This window comes from Variovorax sp. J22G73, from assembly GCF_030317035.1.
Taxonomy (GTDB): domain Bacteria; phylum Pseudomonadota; class Gammaproteobacteria; order Burkholderiales; family Burkholderiaceae_C; genus Variovorax.
The window spans coordinates 173,372-189,346 of the sequence record NZ_JASZYK010000004.1 but is presented as its reverse complement, the minus strand read 5'-3'; the positions used below and the strand labels follow the sequence as shown (position 1 = coordinate 189,346).

Genomic DNA, 15,975 nt, shown 5'->3' with positions numbered 1-15,975 from the left:
CTGTTGGTGCCTCTATTGAATCTCACGCTGTATCCCTGAAATATGACAACCTCACGCATTCCGAATCTTCGCAAGCTTCGAACTGAACGACTGCTAACTCAAGCTCAGCTTGGCGCCGCAATCGGGATTTCTCCCCGAACTCTAATCCGTTGGGAGGCTGGTGATGGCGAGCCTGCGGCGTCGGATCTGTTGGCACTCGCTAGATTTTTTTCAATAAGCATTGACCAGCTTGTTGCTGACTTAATGCCTGCCGAGGCCGCAAGGTCCTCGCTGCGAGTCTCCGAACTTTCAGGGCCACAGCTTGACTACTGGGTTGCGAAAGTTCAAGGCATGCCAGTTGAGTTAACTGATGCGGGTCCCGTGCTTTATGAGCCCGGTTACGGGCAGCGAAAGGTTCCGGCATACAGCTTCGATCTTTCACTTGCCAACTCGCTCATGCAGATTAAGGGCATGCAGCTTCACACGCTGAAAGCCGGATCCTCGTTTGACGGTGTCAAGAAGCAGGTTGACGGATGGGTGGCCCGATGCATCGAAGAGCCTATCGCTTGCTGGGGAACGACCATTCCCGAAGCTGCCACCCGCGCTTATCTTTGTTCCGCCGTCGGAACTGAGCTTGTCAGCTGATGCGTTGCTTCAAACTGACAATTTTGTTACTGACTGACGTAAATTGTCTCTCGACTGCCGTCTTTCGTCGTCACGTCCAGGTGTTTTTGCGACAAAGTGCACACTTTTTTACAGTTGGCTGCGTTGCGTGAGGGTGGCACGCGACCTGCGGTTAGGGATGCGCTCCGGGGGCCTCCCTCGGTGACTCAAACCCTAACCGAGGAATTTCCATGAACCGTCGCACTCTCGCCCGCCGCGCTCAAGCTGGCTTCACGCTTATCGAATTGATGATCGTCGTCGCGATCATTGGCATCTTGGCAGCTGTGGCTCTGCCGGCTTACCAAGACTACATCGCAAAGTCGCAAGTCGCTGCTGGCTTGGCCGAAATCACCCCCGGCAAGGTTAATGTCGAAGCCAAGCTGGGTGAAGACGCAACGAAGGCCGCTACGACTTCAGCTGTGGATATCGGGCTGCAAGCAGGCCCGACCCAGCGTTGCACTTACACGGTGAACGTGGCAGCCACTGGCGCCGCCACGATTTCTTGTGCCCTGATTGGCAATGCTCAAGTTCAAGGCAAGGCCGTTACGTGGACCCGTACCACTGACAACGCTACGACTGGCGTGGCCGGCACGTGGACGTGCGACAGCACCGCCGCTCCGAAGCTCTCGCCTGCTAACTGCCAGCCCGCGGCTGGTGGCACGACCGGTACGACCGGCACCACGGGCACGACCGGCTCTTAAGCACCCGCTTGCCTTACGCGGCCGCCTCCGGGCGGCTTTTTCGTTTGTGGCTCGACGCTTCGGTACGAAGAGTACGGCCAAGGCTCTACACGCGGGGCCACCCCGCCGCATGAAATGGGCAGGTGTAACGCCTCGTTTACGATTGCTTTATCATCAGGTTCAGCCCAACAACTGGCGACTAGCGATCATGCTTCTATGGCATCGGTCGTGGTATCTGATGACTAAGTTGTTGTCGCAATAACGTTTTCTGCTCTTACACTCTCCGCCAGATTTGATCTTTGGCAGTTTTTGGAAGTCCCGCGCAGTACCTGCGTCGGGACTTTTTCATTGGGCGGTTACCCGCCGCGCATCAGTCCTCCGGCTGCGTCGATCTCCGAGCGCCCCGTCAATCCCACACACCCGAGATACCTGCACGCACGCCAGCAGTTCCGGCCGACGTCGCCGTGACGCCGCCCGTCACGCTCCAACGGCCGTTCTCCGCCGTCTTGCGCAGCGACGCACCGACCGCCGTCTGGCCCTGGTAGTGGCCCAGGCCGGCCGCATACGTGACCTTGCCGGCCACGTAAGGTGCGCTCTCGAGCGCCATCGCCGCCGCAGTGCCCGCATAGGACTTTTTCGCCACATCGCGCAACGCGTTGCCGAGCTGGTTCGCGCGCGCGTCGGTGTAATTCATCGACGCCGCCGTGGCGCTGTTGAGCTGGTTTACGTTGACCGCGTCGTTGCCCTGCGCGCCCGGCGCCACGTTCGAAATGCGCGTGCCATCTGGTGCTTGGCCGTTGCCCATCGTGATCTGCCCGTAGTCGGTCGTGCCGTCGGGCGAGGTGTCGTACTGCACGGCTCCTGCCTTGACTGCGTTGGCTGAAGCCTTCAGTTGCGCCACGTTGGCCGCATCGCTGTCGGCCGTGCCCGCGGCCACGCCGGTGATCTGGCGGAACTGCCCGTTGCCTGCATCGCCCACCGACACCGCGCCTTGCGTGCCGGTGGTCGCTCGCACTGCTGCAGCTTGCTGCGCGCTCGCGCCGGCCGGGATGTGACCGGCCACGCCCGCAGCGGCAGACGCCACAGAGCCCGAGCCCAGTGCAACCCCGCCCGTCTGCTGCACCACCGCCTTGAAGCCGATGGCCGTGCCGCTGGCCGATGCGGCCTGCGCGCCCGAACCCACGGCCACGGACGAAGTGCCACCGGCTACCGCCTGCGGCCCCACCGCCACGGCGTCGGTGCCGCTCGCGTTGGCATCGGGCAGGGCGGAGTTGGCGCGGAAGTACTTGATGCCGCCCCCGCCGTTGATCGCGTGGTTGACCGTGCTCAGGTTGTCGTTCACCGAACCCAGTGCGCCGCCGACGTTGTCATAGGTGTTGCCCTGCACGTTGTAGCTCGGTGCCTTGCCTTCGTTCAGGTTCGCGCCGCCGCCCAGTGCGCGCGACACCGCTGTGTTCGCGGCGGCGAGCTGCGCGCCGTTGATGGCGTCGGCCGACCTGTCGTTGACAGCGCCCTGCGCCATGTTGCCGAGCCGGGTGCCGCCCGTCCTGCCGCCGTCGGTGGAGGCTGGCCCGCCCAGCGTCGCCGCGCGCTTGTCGGCACCGTCGTACTGGAGCGCGTTGCCCGCCGCGGCCGACACCTGCCTCAACTGGCCGAGATTGACGGCATCGCCATCGCTCGTGCCGGCGGCCACGTTGGTCACGCGCTGCGCCGCGCCAGGGTTGGCGGCGTTTCCGTCCCTGCCCACCAGCACCAGCTCGTCGGCGTTGCCTGTGCGCTGCAGCGGGCCGGACTTGCCGTCGTTGATGCTCGCGTTCAGGCTCCTGAGGTCGTTGCCGAGGTTGGCGACGTTCTGGTTGGTTGCATGCAGCTGGCCGCCGTTGACCGCGTCCCTGGAGCCATCGGCCAGGTTGCTGTCGGCGACGTTGCCCAGCCTCACCGGAGCGGTCAGCGGCGCCGCGCCGTCGGCGCTCGCTCCGCCCAGCGTGATGTGGGTCTTTGCCTGCGTGCCGTCCGCGTTCTTGTCGTACTGCAGCGCGTTGTCCGCCTTGGTGCCTGCAGCGGCCACGGTTGCGTTGAGTGCATGCAGCTGGCTGCCGTTGACCGCATCGGTCGAGGTGGCCGACAGGGTGCCCGCCTTCACGTTGGTCAGTTGCTGCGCGGCGCCCGGCGCGGCGCCCGTGCCACCTGGCGCCACCAATGCGAGCTGGTCGTCGTTGCCCGTTTGCCGCACCGGACCGACCGCACCGTTGGAAACCGCGCGGCCGAGGTTGTCCAGCGCGCCCTGCACCGTCGTGGCGGTGCCGCCGCCGACCGTGACGAAGGTCGGCGGGGTGTACACGCCATTGGCATAGGTGCCGCCCAGCACGTTGCCGATGCCTGTCCCCAGTGCGTTCAGCTGGCCGCCGTTGACCGCGTCCTTCGATCCCGCGACCACGTTGCCGTCGGCCACGTTCGCCAACCGCACAGCGTCCGTTGCAGGTCTGCCGTCTGCGTTGTTGCCACCCAGCGTGACGCGGGTCTTGTCGAGGGTGCCATCGGCCCTCTTGTCGTACTTCACCGCCTCGTCCGAAAGCTGGTCGAGCTGACCGCGGTTGACCGCGTCGTCGGGCGCGGTGCCGTTGCCGACGTGGGTGATCGTCGAGCCGCCGGCATCGATGCCGGCCGTGGTCACGCTGGGGCCGCCTTGCACGGTCAAGCCGTTGCTGCCCAGCGTGGCGCTGCTGAAGCCGGGCGTGCCTGGCGTGCCGGTGCTCGCAGTCACCGATTCGAACGTCGGCGTCTTCGACACGTCCACCTTGACCTGGCTGCCGGCACGCGACACCGTGGTGTTGCTGCCGTCGACGAAGTCGACCGCACCGCCCGGTGTGAGGTTCAGGGCGTCTACACCGTTGACGCTCAGGCGCCACCCTTTGCCGGCCGTCGCTCGCACTGCATCGAGCTGCCCGCCGTTGACCGCGTCCCTCGAGCCGACAGCCACGTTGCCGTCGGCCACATTGCCCAGCCTCACCGGCGTGGTGGCGCCCGCGCCGCCCAGCGTCACGCCGATCCGGCCCTGTGTGCCGTCCGCGTTCCTGTCGTACTGCACCGCGCTGCCGGCGAGTGCGTCGAGCTGGCCCACGTTGGCGGCATCGGTCGGTGCCTTGCCGGCCGCGACATTGCCCAGCGTTTGCGCAGTGCCGGGCGCAGCGGTGGTCGCACCCGGCGCGAGCAGCGTGAGCTGGTCGGTCTTGCCCGGAACAGCCTGCACCAGGCCGGTCGTGCCCGCGGCAATGCTGTCGCCCAGCGTGGTGACGTTCTGGTTGGTGGTGTTCAACTGGGCGCCGTTGACGGCGTCCGTCGAGCTGGCGCTCAGCGCGCCCTGCGCGACGTTGGACAGCCTGGTGCCGCCGGTTCTGCCGCCGTCCGTGGAGGCCGGGCCGCCGAGCGTCGCGGCGCGCCGGTCGGCGCCGTCGTATTGCACCGAATTGCCGGCCTGGGCCTGCGCGAGCTTCACCTGCCCTACGTTGGCCGCATCGGTGTCGTCCGTGCCAGCGACCACACGGGTGATCTTCCTGCTGCCTGCGTCGATTCCGGCGGTGGTCACGCTCGGGCCCGCCTTGCTGTCGGTGCCGGAGGCGGTCGTCAGGCCGTTGGCGCCCAGCGTGGTGCTGCTGAAGCCGGCCGTGCCCGGCGTGCCCGTGGTTGCAGTCACCGCATCGAAGGTCGGCGTCTTCGACACATCCACCCTGATCTGATTGCCGATGCGCGAGACGGCGGTGTTGTTGCCGTCGACGAAATCGACTCCGCCGCCAGGCGCGATGTTCATCGGATTCACGCCGTTCGCACTCAGGTTCCATCCCTTGCTCGCCGTCGCGTTCACCGCGTCCAGCTGGCTGAGGTTGACGGCATCGGTGGGCGCCGTGCCGGCGGCCACGTTGACGATCTGGCGCTCGGCGTCGGCGCTGCCGACCGACACCGTGTCGGCGCGGTCCGCGATGCTGCCCTGGCCCAGCGCGACGGCGCCTTCCTGCGTGGCGCTGGCGCGGCTGCCCAGCGCCGAAGCACCCGCTGCACTGGCGTTGGCGCCGTAGCCATAGGCGACCGTGTCATCGGCCGTGGCCGACGCCTGCATGCCCACGGCCACGCCCCGGTTGCCTTTCATCGTGGCGCCATAGCCGATCGCCACGCCGGCATGGTCACCGCCGCTGCCGCTGGTCGCGTTGGACTGCACGCCGATGGCGATGTCTCCCGGGGACCCCGTCACAGCCCCCACTTCCGAGCCGCCGGATCGCGCCTTGACGAACTTCGTCGCAGTGTCCAGCTGCGACTTGTTGATCGCGTCGGTCAACGCCGTGCCGGCAGCGACGTTGGCGATCTGGCGCTCCGCACCGGCGCTGCCGACCGACACCGTGTTGGCGCGGTCCGCGACGCTGCCCTGACCCAAGGCGACCGCGCCGGCCTGCGTGGCATTGGCGCGGCTGCCGAGCGCCAACGCGCCCTTTGCGCTGGCATTGGCCTCGTAGCCGTAAGCGACCGCATCGTCGCCCGTGGCCGACGACTGCATGCCCACGGCGACGCCCCGGTTGCCCCTCATCGTCGCGCCATAGCCGATGGCCACGCCGGCATGGTCGAGGTTGCTGCCGCTGGTCGCGTTCGCCTGCACGCCGATGGCGACGTCTCCCAGCGTTGCCGCAACGGCGGCCAGCTCCGTGCCGCCGGATCTCACCTTGACGAACTTGGTCGCGTCGTCCAACTGCCTCTTGTTGATCGCGTCGTCGTCCCTTGTGGCCGCGCCCACGTTGGCGATCTGCTTGCTCGCCGCGTCGATGCCGGTGGCAAGAACGCTGGGTCCGGCCCTGCCGTCCGCGCCGATGGTCGTCAGGCCGTTGCCGCCCAGCGTGGCGCTGCCGCTGCCGGGCGCGCCCGGTCTTGCAGTCACGGAGTCGAAGGTCGGCGCCTTCGACATATCGACCTTGATCTGGTTGCCGGTGCGCGAGGCGGTGGTATTGCTGCCGTTGATGAAGTCCACCGCACTGCCCGGCGCGATGTTCAGCGCGGCCGCCCCGTTCGCGCCCAGGTTCCAGCCTTTGCTGGCGGCCGCGCGCACCGTATCGAGCTGCCCGCCGTTGACCGCATCGGTCGAACCCGCGGCCACATTGCCCGCGGCCACGTTGCCCAGCCGCACCGGCGTGGTGACGCCTGCACCGCCCAACGTCACGCCGGCCTTGTTCAGCGTGCCGTCCGTGTTCCTGTCGTACTGCACGCCGCCCGCGGACGCCGCCTGCAGTTGGCTGACGTTGACCGCGTCCGTTGCGGCACTGCCGGCGGCCACGTTGGTGATGCGCCGCTCGTTGCCGGCCGACCCCACCGACACCTCGCCGACCGGCGTCGAGCCCGCAATGACCGCGCCCTTGAACGGCGTGTGCGCCACGCCCGACTGCAACGCCGTCAGCGTGCCCGACGTCTTGCTCGACGAGCCCAGCGCCACGCTGTCGGGGTACAGCGCAATCGCCTTGTTGCCCAGCGCAATGGCCCCGGCCCCGGATGCCTGGGCACCCGTGCCCACAGCGATGGCATTCGACGCGGAAGCCGTGGCCCCGTCGCCCTGGGCGATGCCGAAGGCGCCGCTGGTGGTGGCTCCCCGGCCGAGCGCGATGCCGGAGGTGGCCGTGGACGCGACGTTGGACTGGCCGCCGATGGCAATCGCATCGGCGCCGGCGGCGGACGCACCGCTCAAGGTGTTGCTGCCAAGCGCCGTCGCCCCGGCCCCTGCCGCCAGCGTCGTGCGGCCCACGGCCAAGGCGAACTCGCCCGCTGCCTGGGCGCCGGAGCCGATGGCCGCGCTCCGGTCGCCGGTGGACGATGCCGATGAGCCGATGGCAATTCCGTTCGACGCATTGACGCCCGTGACCGCGGTGGGGCCGAGCGCAACGGAAGAGCCGGCGAACGCCTGGGCGCTCATGCCGATGGCCACTGCGTTTTTCGCGTTGACCCCAGCGATGGCGCCGGGGCCGAATGCGATGGAAGCGTTGCCGAGCGCCTGGGCCGTCCAGCCCAGGGCCGAGGCGAAATTGTTCGTGGCCAGGGCCGTCATGCCGATGGCCACGCTGCTGAACGCGGCCGTTGCCCCGTCGCCCTGGGCGATGCCGAACTTGTCGCTGACTGTCGCCCCGCGGCCGATGGCAATAGCGGAAATGGCCGTGGACGCGGCGTTCGATTGTTCGCCGATGGCGATGGCATCGGCGGCGGTGGCTGATGCACCCGCTGCAATAGTGCCGCGGGCCGTGGCGCCCGTGCCACCGCCGATGGCGATGCTTGCCGCGCCGGTGGCAACGCCGCCGCTGCCCACGGGAGTGAACTGAGCGAATGCAGAAGGCAATGCGCCGGCCATGCCAAGAACGGCCAGGGAGATCGCGCCGGCGAGTCGATCGCCATGGCCGCGCGTTCGCTCGAAGGACGCTGGCAAAGAACCGGTGGCCGAATTTCCGAGCTTGCTGCGCTTGCCGCGGCCCTTGGTCGTTTCAGAGGCGGCAACCCAGGCGCCGAGCGATTCGTTCCAGATGGTTTTGTAGGACTTGTTCATTGGTGGACGGGTCAGCGCCTTGAAGCAAAGGCGGGGAAGGGTGAAAGACGCAGGCGCGATGGAGACGCCGGATGCGCGAAGAAAACTGGCCAAACCCCACGGCCGGTTTGGACTCTAGGTTTCGCTCTTTCACTTCCCTATAGGACCAGTCTCAATAACTGTTCCCGATCGTCAGCGGGCCACCACGGCCGCTGCATCGACCATGGCGGCCGATCACCCCAGCTTGCTCATGATCTTGAAAAGCCCGTTGTTCGAGGTGACGCCGAGCTTGCGAAACGCCGTGGCCTTTTGCGAGCTGATGGTCTTGACGCTGCGGTTGAACTTGCTGGCGATTTCCGTGATGCTCATGCCCGTCAGGTAGCAGCGAATGACCTCTTGCTCGCGCACGGACAGCCATGCCTGCCGCAGCACGTCCGCGCCTGCCGCGCCATGGTTGTTTCCGCCCGATGTGGTCGCATCGACCACTTGGTAGGCCATGTCGGCGCTCAGGTAAACAGCGCCTGCCGCGACGGCCAGGATGGCTTTCACAAGGTCGGCCATGTCCTCGCCCTTGCCGATGAAGCCGCGCGCCCCGACGCGCAGTGCGAGCGACACCGTGGCGGCTTCGTGATGCGCGGAGAGCACGAGGATGCGGCAGTGCGGAAACCGGGCCTGCAATGCCCGGATCAGCGAGACGCCGTCCATCTCGTCCTGGTCGAGGGAGAAGTCGAGCAGCAGCACGTCCGCCGGCGCCTGGGTCATGCCTCGAATCAGCTCGCGGCTGCTGCCGTAGGCGCCCACCACCTCGATGGCGGGTTCGGCGCCCAGGTGACTGACCAGTCCGTGCCGCACGACCGCATGGTCGTCCAGCAATGCGATGCGCACGCGACGGGGCGCCTTGGCGTCAGCGGCCGACAACGGGCTGCTCACAGGGTCGCGCGGCTGACGTCGAGCCCGCGCAGCACTGCCGCGTTGCCCAGGAAATCGCTGCTCTCCATGGGCCGCGCCAGCGCATAACCCTGGCCGACGCGGCAGCCGAGCTCGCACAGCAGCGCGATGGTCGATTCGTCCTCGATGCCTTCGATGACCAGCCGCAGGTTGAACAGCCGCGCCAGGGTGACGGTGCCCGCGATGATCTCGCGCGACGCTGGCGTCAGCGCCACGGCACGCACCAACGTACCGTCGATCTTCATCTCGTCGAAGGGCATCTGCGACAGCAGCGCCAGCGTGGCAGAGCCGGCCCCGAAGTCGTCGAGCGAGACCTGGATGCCGCGGGCGCGCAGTGCGGTCAGCGATGCGGAGAGGGTGAGCTCGTCGACCGAGGTGAACTCTTCGGTCAGCTCGATCTTCAGGCGCTGGGCCGGCAGCCCGGCGCGCTTCATCTTGCCGGCCAGCCGTTCAGCGAGACCGGGCGTGCAGATGGTCTTGGCGGAGGCGTTCACGGCCAGCGGAATCTCGATGCCGGCCTTGTCGAGCGCGAGCAAGGTCTCGATGGCGCGCTTTTCGATGTAGCTGAACAGCAGCAGGTCGAGCCCGAGGCGATTGACCATCGGGATGAGCACCGCGGGCGGTACCTCGCCGTAGCGGGCGTGCTGCCAGCGGATGAGCACCTCGGCGCCCACCACCGCGCGGCTCGCCAGGTCGTACTGGGGCTGGAACACCACGCGCAGGCCTTCGCCCGAGGTCAGCGCGGCGATGACGTCGTCTTCCGCGGGCGAGTGGTCGGGTTCGCTGCGCCGCACGGGGGCAGGGGGCCGCACGGCGTCGAGCAGCCGCTCCAGGCCGGCCTGCAGGGCGCCGATGCCGCTTTCACGAACGATCTGCACCTGGATGCCCGCCGTTCGCGCAAGCCGCGCATGGGAGGCCAGGGCTGTCATCGACACGCCGTTCAGCATGTCGCGCCACTCTTGCGCAGCGCCGTTCGCGGGCTCGGCCGGAGCGCCGTCACCGGTCCAGAGAACGTGCGGCACGAGCTTCAGGCGACCGCTGGCGTTCAGCGCCTTGAGCGCGCTCGGCAGCATGAGGCCGTCGCTGTAGTCCGAGTGAATCTCCGCGACGACCATGTCCGTTTCGTCTTCGAGAACCGCCGAGGTGGCCGCGCCCAGGGTCGCCGCATGCGCTTGCCGGGCCACGCCCAGGCGCGCCAGCTCCGCGGCGGTCCGGCGTGCGAAGTGCCCTTCACGGGCCAGGACGACCACTCGGAACTTCTGGAATTGGTGGGTCGCTTTGACCTTGTTTGGCGTCAATTTTTCTCTCGGTGATGGACGTGCGCGGCGGACTGTATCGGCGCTCTAGGACGACAGGAATCGGAACAGGACTAAAAGCGCCAGCGCATAAACGGCGGCCCTCGAGAACGCCCAATGGGTCACGCATTGCCTGTCCATAGGACATGGACTGGCCGAGAGATACGGAAAGGAGATTTAGTCCAAATCCTATTTTCCCGTGCATCAAGTGTTGCTAACTTTCACCGGGCGCACTGAATCGAACGATTCGATGCGAATCATGTTCGATTTGTCGGTGGAATTATTTTCCTTTGATTTCAAAAAAATGAAGGTCATGCAATGCGTACAAGGTTTTTCAACGTTGCTGCAATTCAGGAAGAGGCCAACGAAGTTTCAGGTCTCGCGGTAGCGGCCGCGGGGCTCGATTACCGGAACTCCCACGAGGTCGTTTCGGTGGCGCTGGTCAACTGCGGGTTTCTCGAGCAGACCTCGGTGCTGTCGGAACTGGCCCATGCCAAGTTCGACGTGGTCAAGTTCAGCAGCCCCGGCGAATTCATGACCGGCTTCTGGCGGCACAAAAAGTTTTCGATGCTGGTCATCGCGGCCAGCAACGACGAAGATTTCGACCTGATATCGAAATTCATCGAAGTGGCGAACGCCCCCGCGCTGCTATTGATAGAGGGCGGCAACTGGACCAAGCTGCTGCCGCTTCAAGCCAACCCGCCGCACATCGACGTGCTGCTTCTCCCGTCGATCAATGGCCCGGAATTGATCTGGCGCATCAAGAAGCTGCTGCGCGGCGCCACGCGCGAAACCCATTTCGAGGCCGGCGAGTTTTCGTGGGGCGACTACCGCTTCGTGAATGGCGCGAGAACCGTCGTTTTTGTCCGCGGCCATGAAATCCAGCTGCAGCGGCGCCAATTCATATTTGCGCTTCTTCTTTTCTCCAACATCGGCCACGTGGTCACGCGCGGCAAGCTGTCGGAGTTCTTCGGCGTGCAGCCCAAGGAGAACTCCCGGGCGCTCGACGTGTGCGCGGTGCACGTGCGCAAGAAGCTGGGGCTCAGCGCCGAAAACGGGCTGGTGCTACGCGCGGTGTATGGGCTCGGCTACCAGCTCATTCCGGTGTCGAGCGCTGAACGGGCCTCTCGCAAGCTCGTCGACGACGCGACCGAATTCCAGCACGTTGCCGACAGCGCCGTGCCTGCCTTCGCTTCGCGCGACGGACGGCTGAGCACTTCGCGCGAGCCCGAAGCGTGGGCTTCGCAGGCACGCATGAGCTGAGAGCCCGCGGCGCTGTCGGGCTGCAAGGCTGTTGAAGACAAGCGCAGCCCTTCATTTTTCCGCGCCGCTGCCGATAGTTCTCTATCTACACAACGACAGAGGACTCACATGCTGACCGCCATCGGTGCTTCGAGCACATCCGCTTCCGGCAGCGGCACCGCCGCCGAAGTCGCGAAGATCCAGCGCCAGATCGTCGCCACGCAAAAGCAGATCACCGCCACGCAGAAGACCCTGATCGAAACGCCCGAAGGCGATGCACGCAAGGCCGTGCAGCAGCAACTGCAGTCGCTCAACACCCAGCTCGCCATGCTGCAGGCGCAGTTGAAGGCGATCCAGGCGGCGGCCATGCAGAAAAGCGCGGAGCAGCAGATCGACGCCATGAAGAACGAAGCGGGCGCGAGCAGCAACAACAACCACAGCAGCGCGTTCCGCACCAACGCCGGCGGCGTGCCCATCGGCGGCACGCTCAACGTCGAAGCCTGACAAGGAAAGACGAACCGGCCGGCCTCGGCTTCAGCTGCGCTCCGGCCACCGGTGCCGGGTGCCGCCCGAGCGCCGGTCGGCCTTTTCCGCGATGGCGCCCTGCGCCACCAGTTCGCCGCCGCGCTGCTCCAGGTGCTGCAGGCATTGCAGAAAGATGTCGAGGTGCGCAGGCGCAATGCCCTCGAGCAGGCCGGTGTTCAAGCCCGCGATGCGCGGGAACAGCTGGCCGAACAGCTGCTGGCCCGACGCGCTCAGCCGCACATGCACTTCGCGCCGGTCTTCCGAATCCTGGCGGCGTTCCACCAGCTTTTTCTCGACCAGGCTGCGCAGCCCGCGCGACGTGCGCACGCGGTCCAGGTGCAGGTGAATGGCCAGCATGGAGGACGTCATCTCGCCTTCCTGCGCGAGCGTGGCGATCATTCCCCACTCGCGGCGCGTGATGCCGAAACCACCCTCGACCAGTCGCGTCGCCATGCCGCTGCCCGCGCGCATGGCGCGCGACAGCCGGTACAGCAGCAGGTCGTCCAGGGAGCGCGGCGCGCGCAGCGCGGCTGCGTCGGGAAAGGCTTGCATACGGATGGATTAAGAGGAAGGCGGGAGTGTGGTCCGCTCGCCTCGGCGGGCAGGTGATGGATTAGATCAACTGTTTGCGCGTACGTATAAACCGTAACAAATTTGCACGAACAGCAACAGGTCGTGGCGTTCGATTCTCGCCGTGAAGGTCGTGCGCACCCGTCCCGGACCACAAGCCACCCTTCGCAGGAGACTCCCCATGCCCGCATTCTTTTCCAGGCGCCAGCTCATGGCAGGGGCCGCCGCCCTGGCCGCTTGCATCCCCGCGATGCACACCATGGCCCATGCGCAATCCACCGCGCAAGCTCCCGCGCTGGACGGCCCCGTGTCGCTGGTCGTCGGCTACGCGCCCGGCGGCAGCACCGACCGCATCGCGCGGCTGATCGCCGAGCGGCTCACGCCGAAGCTGGGCGTGAAGGTGTCGGTGGAAAACCGCCCCGGCGAAGGCGGCCGGCTCGCCGCCAAGGAAGTGAAGCGCACGCCCGCGGGGCAGAACGTGCTGATGCTCGGCAACCCCGCCGTGATGGTGGTCGCGCCGCTGGTGTTCAAGGACGCGGGCTACGACCCCGACAAAGACTTCGTGCCCGTCTCGCAGGTCAGCAGCTACGACTTCGCGCTGGCCGTGGGCAACAAGCTGCAGCTCGACCGCGCGATGTTCCTGGTCGGGCGGCTCTGGGCGCACCCGGAAGAGGCCGTGTTCGGCGTGCCGGCCACCGGCAGCCTGCCTCACTTCTTCGGGCTGATGGTGGGCGACGCGCTGAGCGTGCAGCCGCAGATCAAGGGCTACGGCGGCTCGGCGCCGCTGTCGGCCGACCTCATCGGCGGCAACCTGCCGATTGCCATCGACACGCTCGACTCGCTCTACGCGCAGCACGTGGCTGGCAAGGTGCGCATCCTGGCCGTGTCGGGCAAGAAGCGCGCGGGCTTCGCGCCCCACATCCCGACCTTCCGCGAAGCCGGCATGAAGATCGACGCCGACGGCTGGAACACCTTCTTCGCGCCCAGCACCATGGCGCCTGCCAAGGTGCAGCTGCTGGCCGGCGCCATCCACGACGTGATGAAGGACCCGAGCCTGCAGAAGGCGGCCGACGCGCTCTACATCACGCCCGTGGTCAGCACCGCGGCCGAGACCGCGCAGATGCTCAAGGCCTACCGCCAGCAGTGGGAGCCGGTGGTGCGCCGCTCGGGCTTCCAGCCCTGACGCTGCTCCACGCGAACGGGCCGCGCCACTTCAGGCGACTTCAGGCGGCCAGCGCCCGCATCTCGGCGATGAGGTCGGCCTTGCCCTCGAAGCCGATGCCCGGCAGCGGCGGCAGCGTGACGTAGCCGTTGTCCACCTTCACGCCGTCGGGGAAGCCGCCGTAGGGCTGGAACAGGTCGGGGTAGCTCTCGTTGCCGCCGAGCCCGAGGCCGGCCGCGATGGCCAGCGACATCTGGTGGCCGCCGTGCGGAATGCAGCGCGAGGGCGACCAGCCGTGTTCCTTCAACATCTCCAGCGTGCGCAGGTACTCCACCAGGCCGTAGCTCAGCGCGCAGTCGAACTGCAGCCAGTCGCGGTCGGGCCGCATGCCGCCGTGGCGAATGAGGTTGCGCGCGTCCTGCATCGAGAACAGGTTCTCGCCCGTGGCCATCGGGCCGGCATACACCTCGCCGAGCTTGGCCTGCAACGCGTAGTCGAGCGGGTCGCCGGCCTCTTCGTACCAGAACAGCGGGTACTGCGACAGCGCGCGGCCGTAGTCGACGGCCGTCTGCAGGTCGAAGCGGCCGTTGGCGTCCACCGCCAGCTGCTGGCCGGGGCCGAGGATCTTCAGCACCGACTCGATGCGCGCGCAGTCTTCGGCCAGCGTGGCGCCGCCGATCTTCATCTTCACCACCGAATAGCCGCGCTCCAGGTAGCTGGTCATCTCGCGCTGCAGGCCTTCCACGCCCTTGCCGGGGTAGTAGTAGCCACCGGCCGCGTACACGAACACGCGCGGGTTCGGCGTGCCGTTGCCGTAGCGCTCGGCCAGCAGCTGGTACAGGGGCTTGCCCGCGATCTTGGCCGTGGCGTCCCACACGGCCATGTCGATGGTGCCCACGGCCACCGAGCGCTCGCCGTGGCCGCCGGGCTTCTCGTTGATCATCATGCGGGCCCAGATCTTGTGCGGGTCGAGGTTGTCGCCGGTCTCGTCGAGCAGCGACGCGGGCTCGGCCTCGAGCAGGCGCGGCAGGAAGCGCTCGCGAATCAGCCCGCCCTGGCCGTAGCGCCCGTTGGAGTTGAAGCCGTAGCCGATCACGGGCTTGCCGTCGCGCACCACGTCGGTGACCACGGCCACCAGGCTCAGCGTCATCTTCGAGAAGTCGATGTAGGCGTTGCGGATGTCCGACTTGATGGGGCGGGTCGATTCGAGGATGTTGACGATCTTCATGGTCTTTGCGATGGGTGGGTGGCAGGGGCGCTCGCCATAATTCCGAGGCGTGCCGCATCTTCGGACGGCGGGGCCGCCGCGGTCCAATACTCGAATCGCATACAACTATTCAAAGCAAAGGCGCTGCGCATGGGCCCCGGCAACCGACCCCTCGACCTCGACTGGCTGGAAGACTTTCTCGCGCTGGCCGAGGCCGGCAACTTCTCGCGCGCCGCCAAGGCCCGCGCCATTGCGCAGCCCGCGTTCAGCCGCCACATCCGTTCGCTGGAAGAGTGGGTGGGCGTCGACCTGTTCGACCGCAGCGCGCACCCGACCACGCTCACCGCCGCGGGCCAGCGCTTTAGGCCGCTGCTGGAAGACGTGCTCGCGGGCCTGCAGCACGCCCGCACCCAGGCCCGCGCCGCGCACGACCTGGACGCGGCCAGCCTGAGCTTCGCGGCCACGCACGTGCTGTCCCTGACCTTCTTTCCGCGCTGGCTCGCGGGCGTGGAAGCGCGCCTGAGCATGGGCCCGATCCAGACCATTTCAGACAGCTCGTACGCCTGCGAAGACCTCATGCTGCAGCGCCGCGTGCAGTTCGTGCTGTGCCACGGCCACGCGGGCGCGCCCGGGCGGCTCGACGAGGCGCAATACCCGGTGCGGCGCCTGAGCGAAGACGTGCTGGTGCCGGTGTCTTCGGCCGACGCCAGCGGTGGGCCGCTGCATGCGCTGGGCACGCAGAAGCCGCCCGCCGTGCTGGCCTACAGCGAGGCCTCGGGCCTGGGCCGGATCATGCGGGCGATGCAGGACGGCCAGTTCGGCAAGCACTTCGCCGCCTCGCTGCCGGTGGTCTTCACCGCCCACCATGCGGCGCTGCTGCGCACCATGGCGCTCGAAGGCCGCGGGCTGGCGTGGCTGCCGATGAGCCTGGTGGCGGACGACCTGCGCAGCGGTGCGCTGGTGGATGCCGGCAAGGATGGAAAGGGCGTAGTGGGAAAGGGCGCAGAGGCAAAGGGCGCAGAGGGCGGCTGGCGCGTGCCCATCGACATCCGCCTGTACCGCCAGCAGGCGCAGATGGCGCCCGTGGCCGAGGCGCTGTGGGCGCTGCTCGACGACGGCGGCGCGGGTCCCGCGAAAGGCTGACGTCCTCGCGGGCTTCG

Annotated in this window: 11 protein-coding genes; 6 read left to right on the top strand and 5 right to left on the bottom strand. The window is 67.3% G+C overall.

What is annotated here, in order from left to right; translation table 11 throughout:
• The first annotated feature begins 42 nt into the window (after window positions 1-42).
• Window positions 43-624, top strand: coding sequence for a helix-turn-helix transcriptional regulator (locus QTI51_RS17270; protein ID WP_286516115.1), 582 nt, complete (start codon window positions 43-45; stop codon window positions 622-624).
• Between the two features lie 209 nt (window positions 625-833).
• A complete protein-coding gene (locus tag QTI51_RS17265) occupies window positions 834-1,343 on the top strand; it encodes a pilin (protein ID WP_286516117.1) in 510 nt (169 codons plus the stop codon).
• Window positions 1,344-1,728: 385 nt separating this feature from the next.
• Here QTI51_RS17265 and QTI51_RS17260 read toward each other — a convergent pair whose 3' ends face one another.
• The 3 genes from QTI51_RS17260 to QTI51_RS17250 form a co-directional block, all read right to left on the bottom strand.
• On the bottom strand, window positions 1,729-7,887 hold the full coding sequence (locus QTI51_RS17260) for an ESPR-type extended signal peptide-containing protein (protein WP_116909273.1): 6,159 nt from the start codon (window positions 7,885-7,887) through the stop codon (window positions 1,729-1,731).
• Between the two features lie 213 nt (window positions 7,888-8,100).
• Complete coding sequence (locus tag QTI51_RS17255) at window positions 8,101-8,751, bottom strand: response regulator (RefSeq protein WP_116909629.1); 651 nt, start codon at window positions 8,749-8,751, stop codon at window positions 8,101-8,103.
• A 41-nt stretch (window positions 8,752-8,792) separates the two neighbouring features.
• Window positions 8,793-10,064, bottom strand: coding sequence for an EAL domain-containing protein (locus QTI51_RS17250; RefSeq protein WP_207786679.1), 1,272 nt, complete (start codon window positions 10,062-10,064; stop codon window positions 8,793-8,795).
• 477 nt (window positions 10,065-10,541) lie between these two features.
• Between QTI51_RS17250 and QTI51_RS17245 the strand changes: the two genes are divergently transcribed.
• Together QTI51_RS17245 and QTI51_RS17240 are read left to right on the top strand one after the other, a co-directional pair.
• On the top strand, window positions 10,542-11,372 hold the full coding sequence (locus QTI51_RS17245) for a winged helix-turn-helix domain-containing protein (RefSeq protein ID WP_207786678.1): 831 nt from the start codon (window positions 10,542-10,544) through the stop codon (window positions 11,370-11,372).
• A gap of 108 nt (window positions 11,373-11,480) precedes the next feature.
• The gene (locus tag QTI51_RS17240) at window positions 11,481-11,855 is read left to right on the top strand and encodes a FlxA-like family protein (protein ID WP_116909270.1); all 375 of its coding nucleotides are present in this window, start codon (window positions 11,481-11,483) and stop codon (window positions 11,853-11,855) included.
• Window positions 11,856-11,885: 30 nt separating this feature from the next.
• Here the strand turns inward: QTI51_RS17240 and QTI51_RS17235 are convergent, their stop codons facing one another.
• Window positions 11,886-12,428, bottom strand: coding sequence for a MarR family winged helix-turn-helix transcriptional regulator (locus QTI51_RS17235; protein WP_116909269.1), 543 nt, complete (start codon window positions 12,426-12,428; stop codon window positions 11,886-11,888).
• Window positions 12,429-12,627: 199 nt separating this feature from the next.
• On the opposite strand from QTI51_RS17235, the gene QTI51_RS17230 reads away from it, so the two are divergent.
• Window positions 12,628-13,629, top strand: coding sequence for a tripartite tricarboxylate transporter substrate-binding protein (locus tag QTI51_RS17230; RefSeq protein WP_116909268.1), 1,002 nt, complete (start codon window positions 12,628-12,630; stop codon window positions 13,627-13,629).
• 40 nt (window positions 13,630-13,669) lie between these two features.
• On the opposite strand, the gene QTI51_RS17225 is transcribed toward QTI51_RS17230, so the two are convergent.
• Entirely contained in the window at window positions 13,670-14,836 is a 1,167-nt protein-coding gene (locus QTI51_RS17225) for a mandelate racemase/muconate lactonizing enzyme family protein (RefSeq protein WP_116909267.1), read from the bottom strand.
• A gap of 129 nt (window positions 14,837-14,965) precedes the next feature.
• On the opposite strand from QTI51_RS17225, the gene QTI51_RS17220 reads away from it, so the two are divergent.
• Window positions 14,966-15,958 carry a LysR family transcriptional regulator gene (locus QTI51_RS17220; RefSeq protein WP_286516119.1) on the top strand — a complete coding sequence of 331 codons (993 nt, stop codon included), beginning with the start codon at window positions 14,966-14,968 and terminating at the stop codon, window positions 15,956-15,958.
• Window positions 15,959-15,975: the final 17 nt, after the last annotated feature.

Coding starts and splice junctions, on each gene's coding strand:
- QTI51_RS17270 (WP_286516115.1), top strand. CDS start 43: ATGACAACCTCACGCATTCCGAATCTTCGCAAGCTTCGAACTGAACGA.
- QTI51_RS17265 (WP_286516117.1), top strand. CDS start 834: ATGAACCGTCGCACTCTCGCCCGCCGCGCTCAAGCTGGCTTCACGCTT.
- QTI51_RS17260 (WP_116909273.1), bottom strand. CDS start 7,887: ATGAACAAGTCCTACAAAACCATCTGGAACGAATCGCTCGGCGCCTGG.
- QTI51_RS17240 (WP_116909270.1), top strand. CDS start 11,481: ATGCTGACCGCCATCGGTGCTTCGAGCACATCCGCTTCCGGCAGCGGC.
- QTI51_RS17235 (WP_116909269.1), bottom strand. CDS start 12,428: ATGCAAGCCTTTCCCGACGCAGCCGCGCTGCGCGCGCCGCGCTCCCTG.
- QTI51_RS17230 (WP_116909268.1), top strand. CDS start 12,628: ATGCCCGCATTCTTTTCCAGGCGCCAGCTCATGGCAGGGGCCGCCGCC.
- QTI51_RS17225 (WP_116909267.1), bottom strand. CDS start 14,836: ATGAAGATCGTCAACATCCTCGAATCGACCCGCCCCATCAAGTCGGAC.
- QTI51_RS17220 (WP_286516119.1), top strand. CDS start 14,966: ATGGGCCCCGGCAACCGACCCCTCGACCTCGACTGGCTGGAAGACTTT.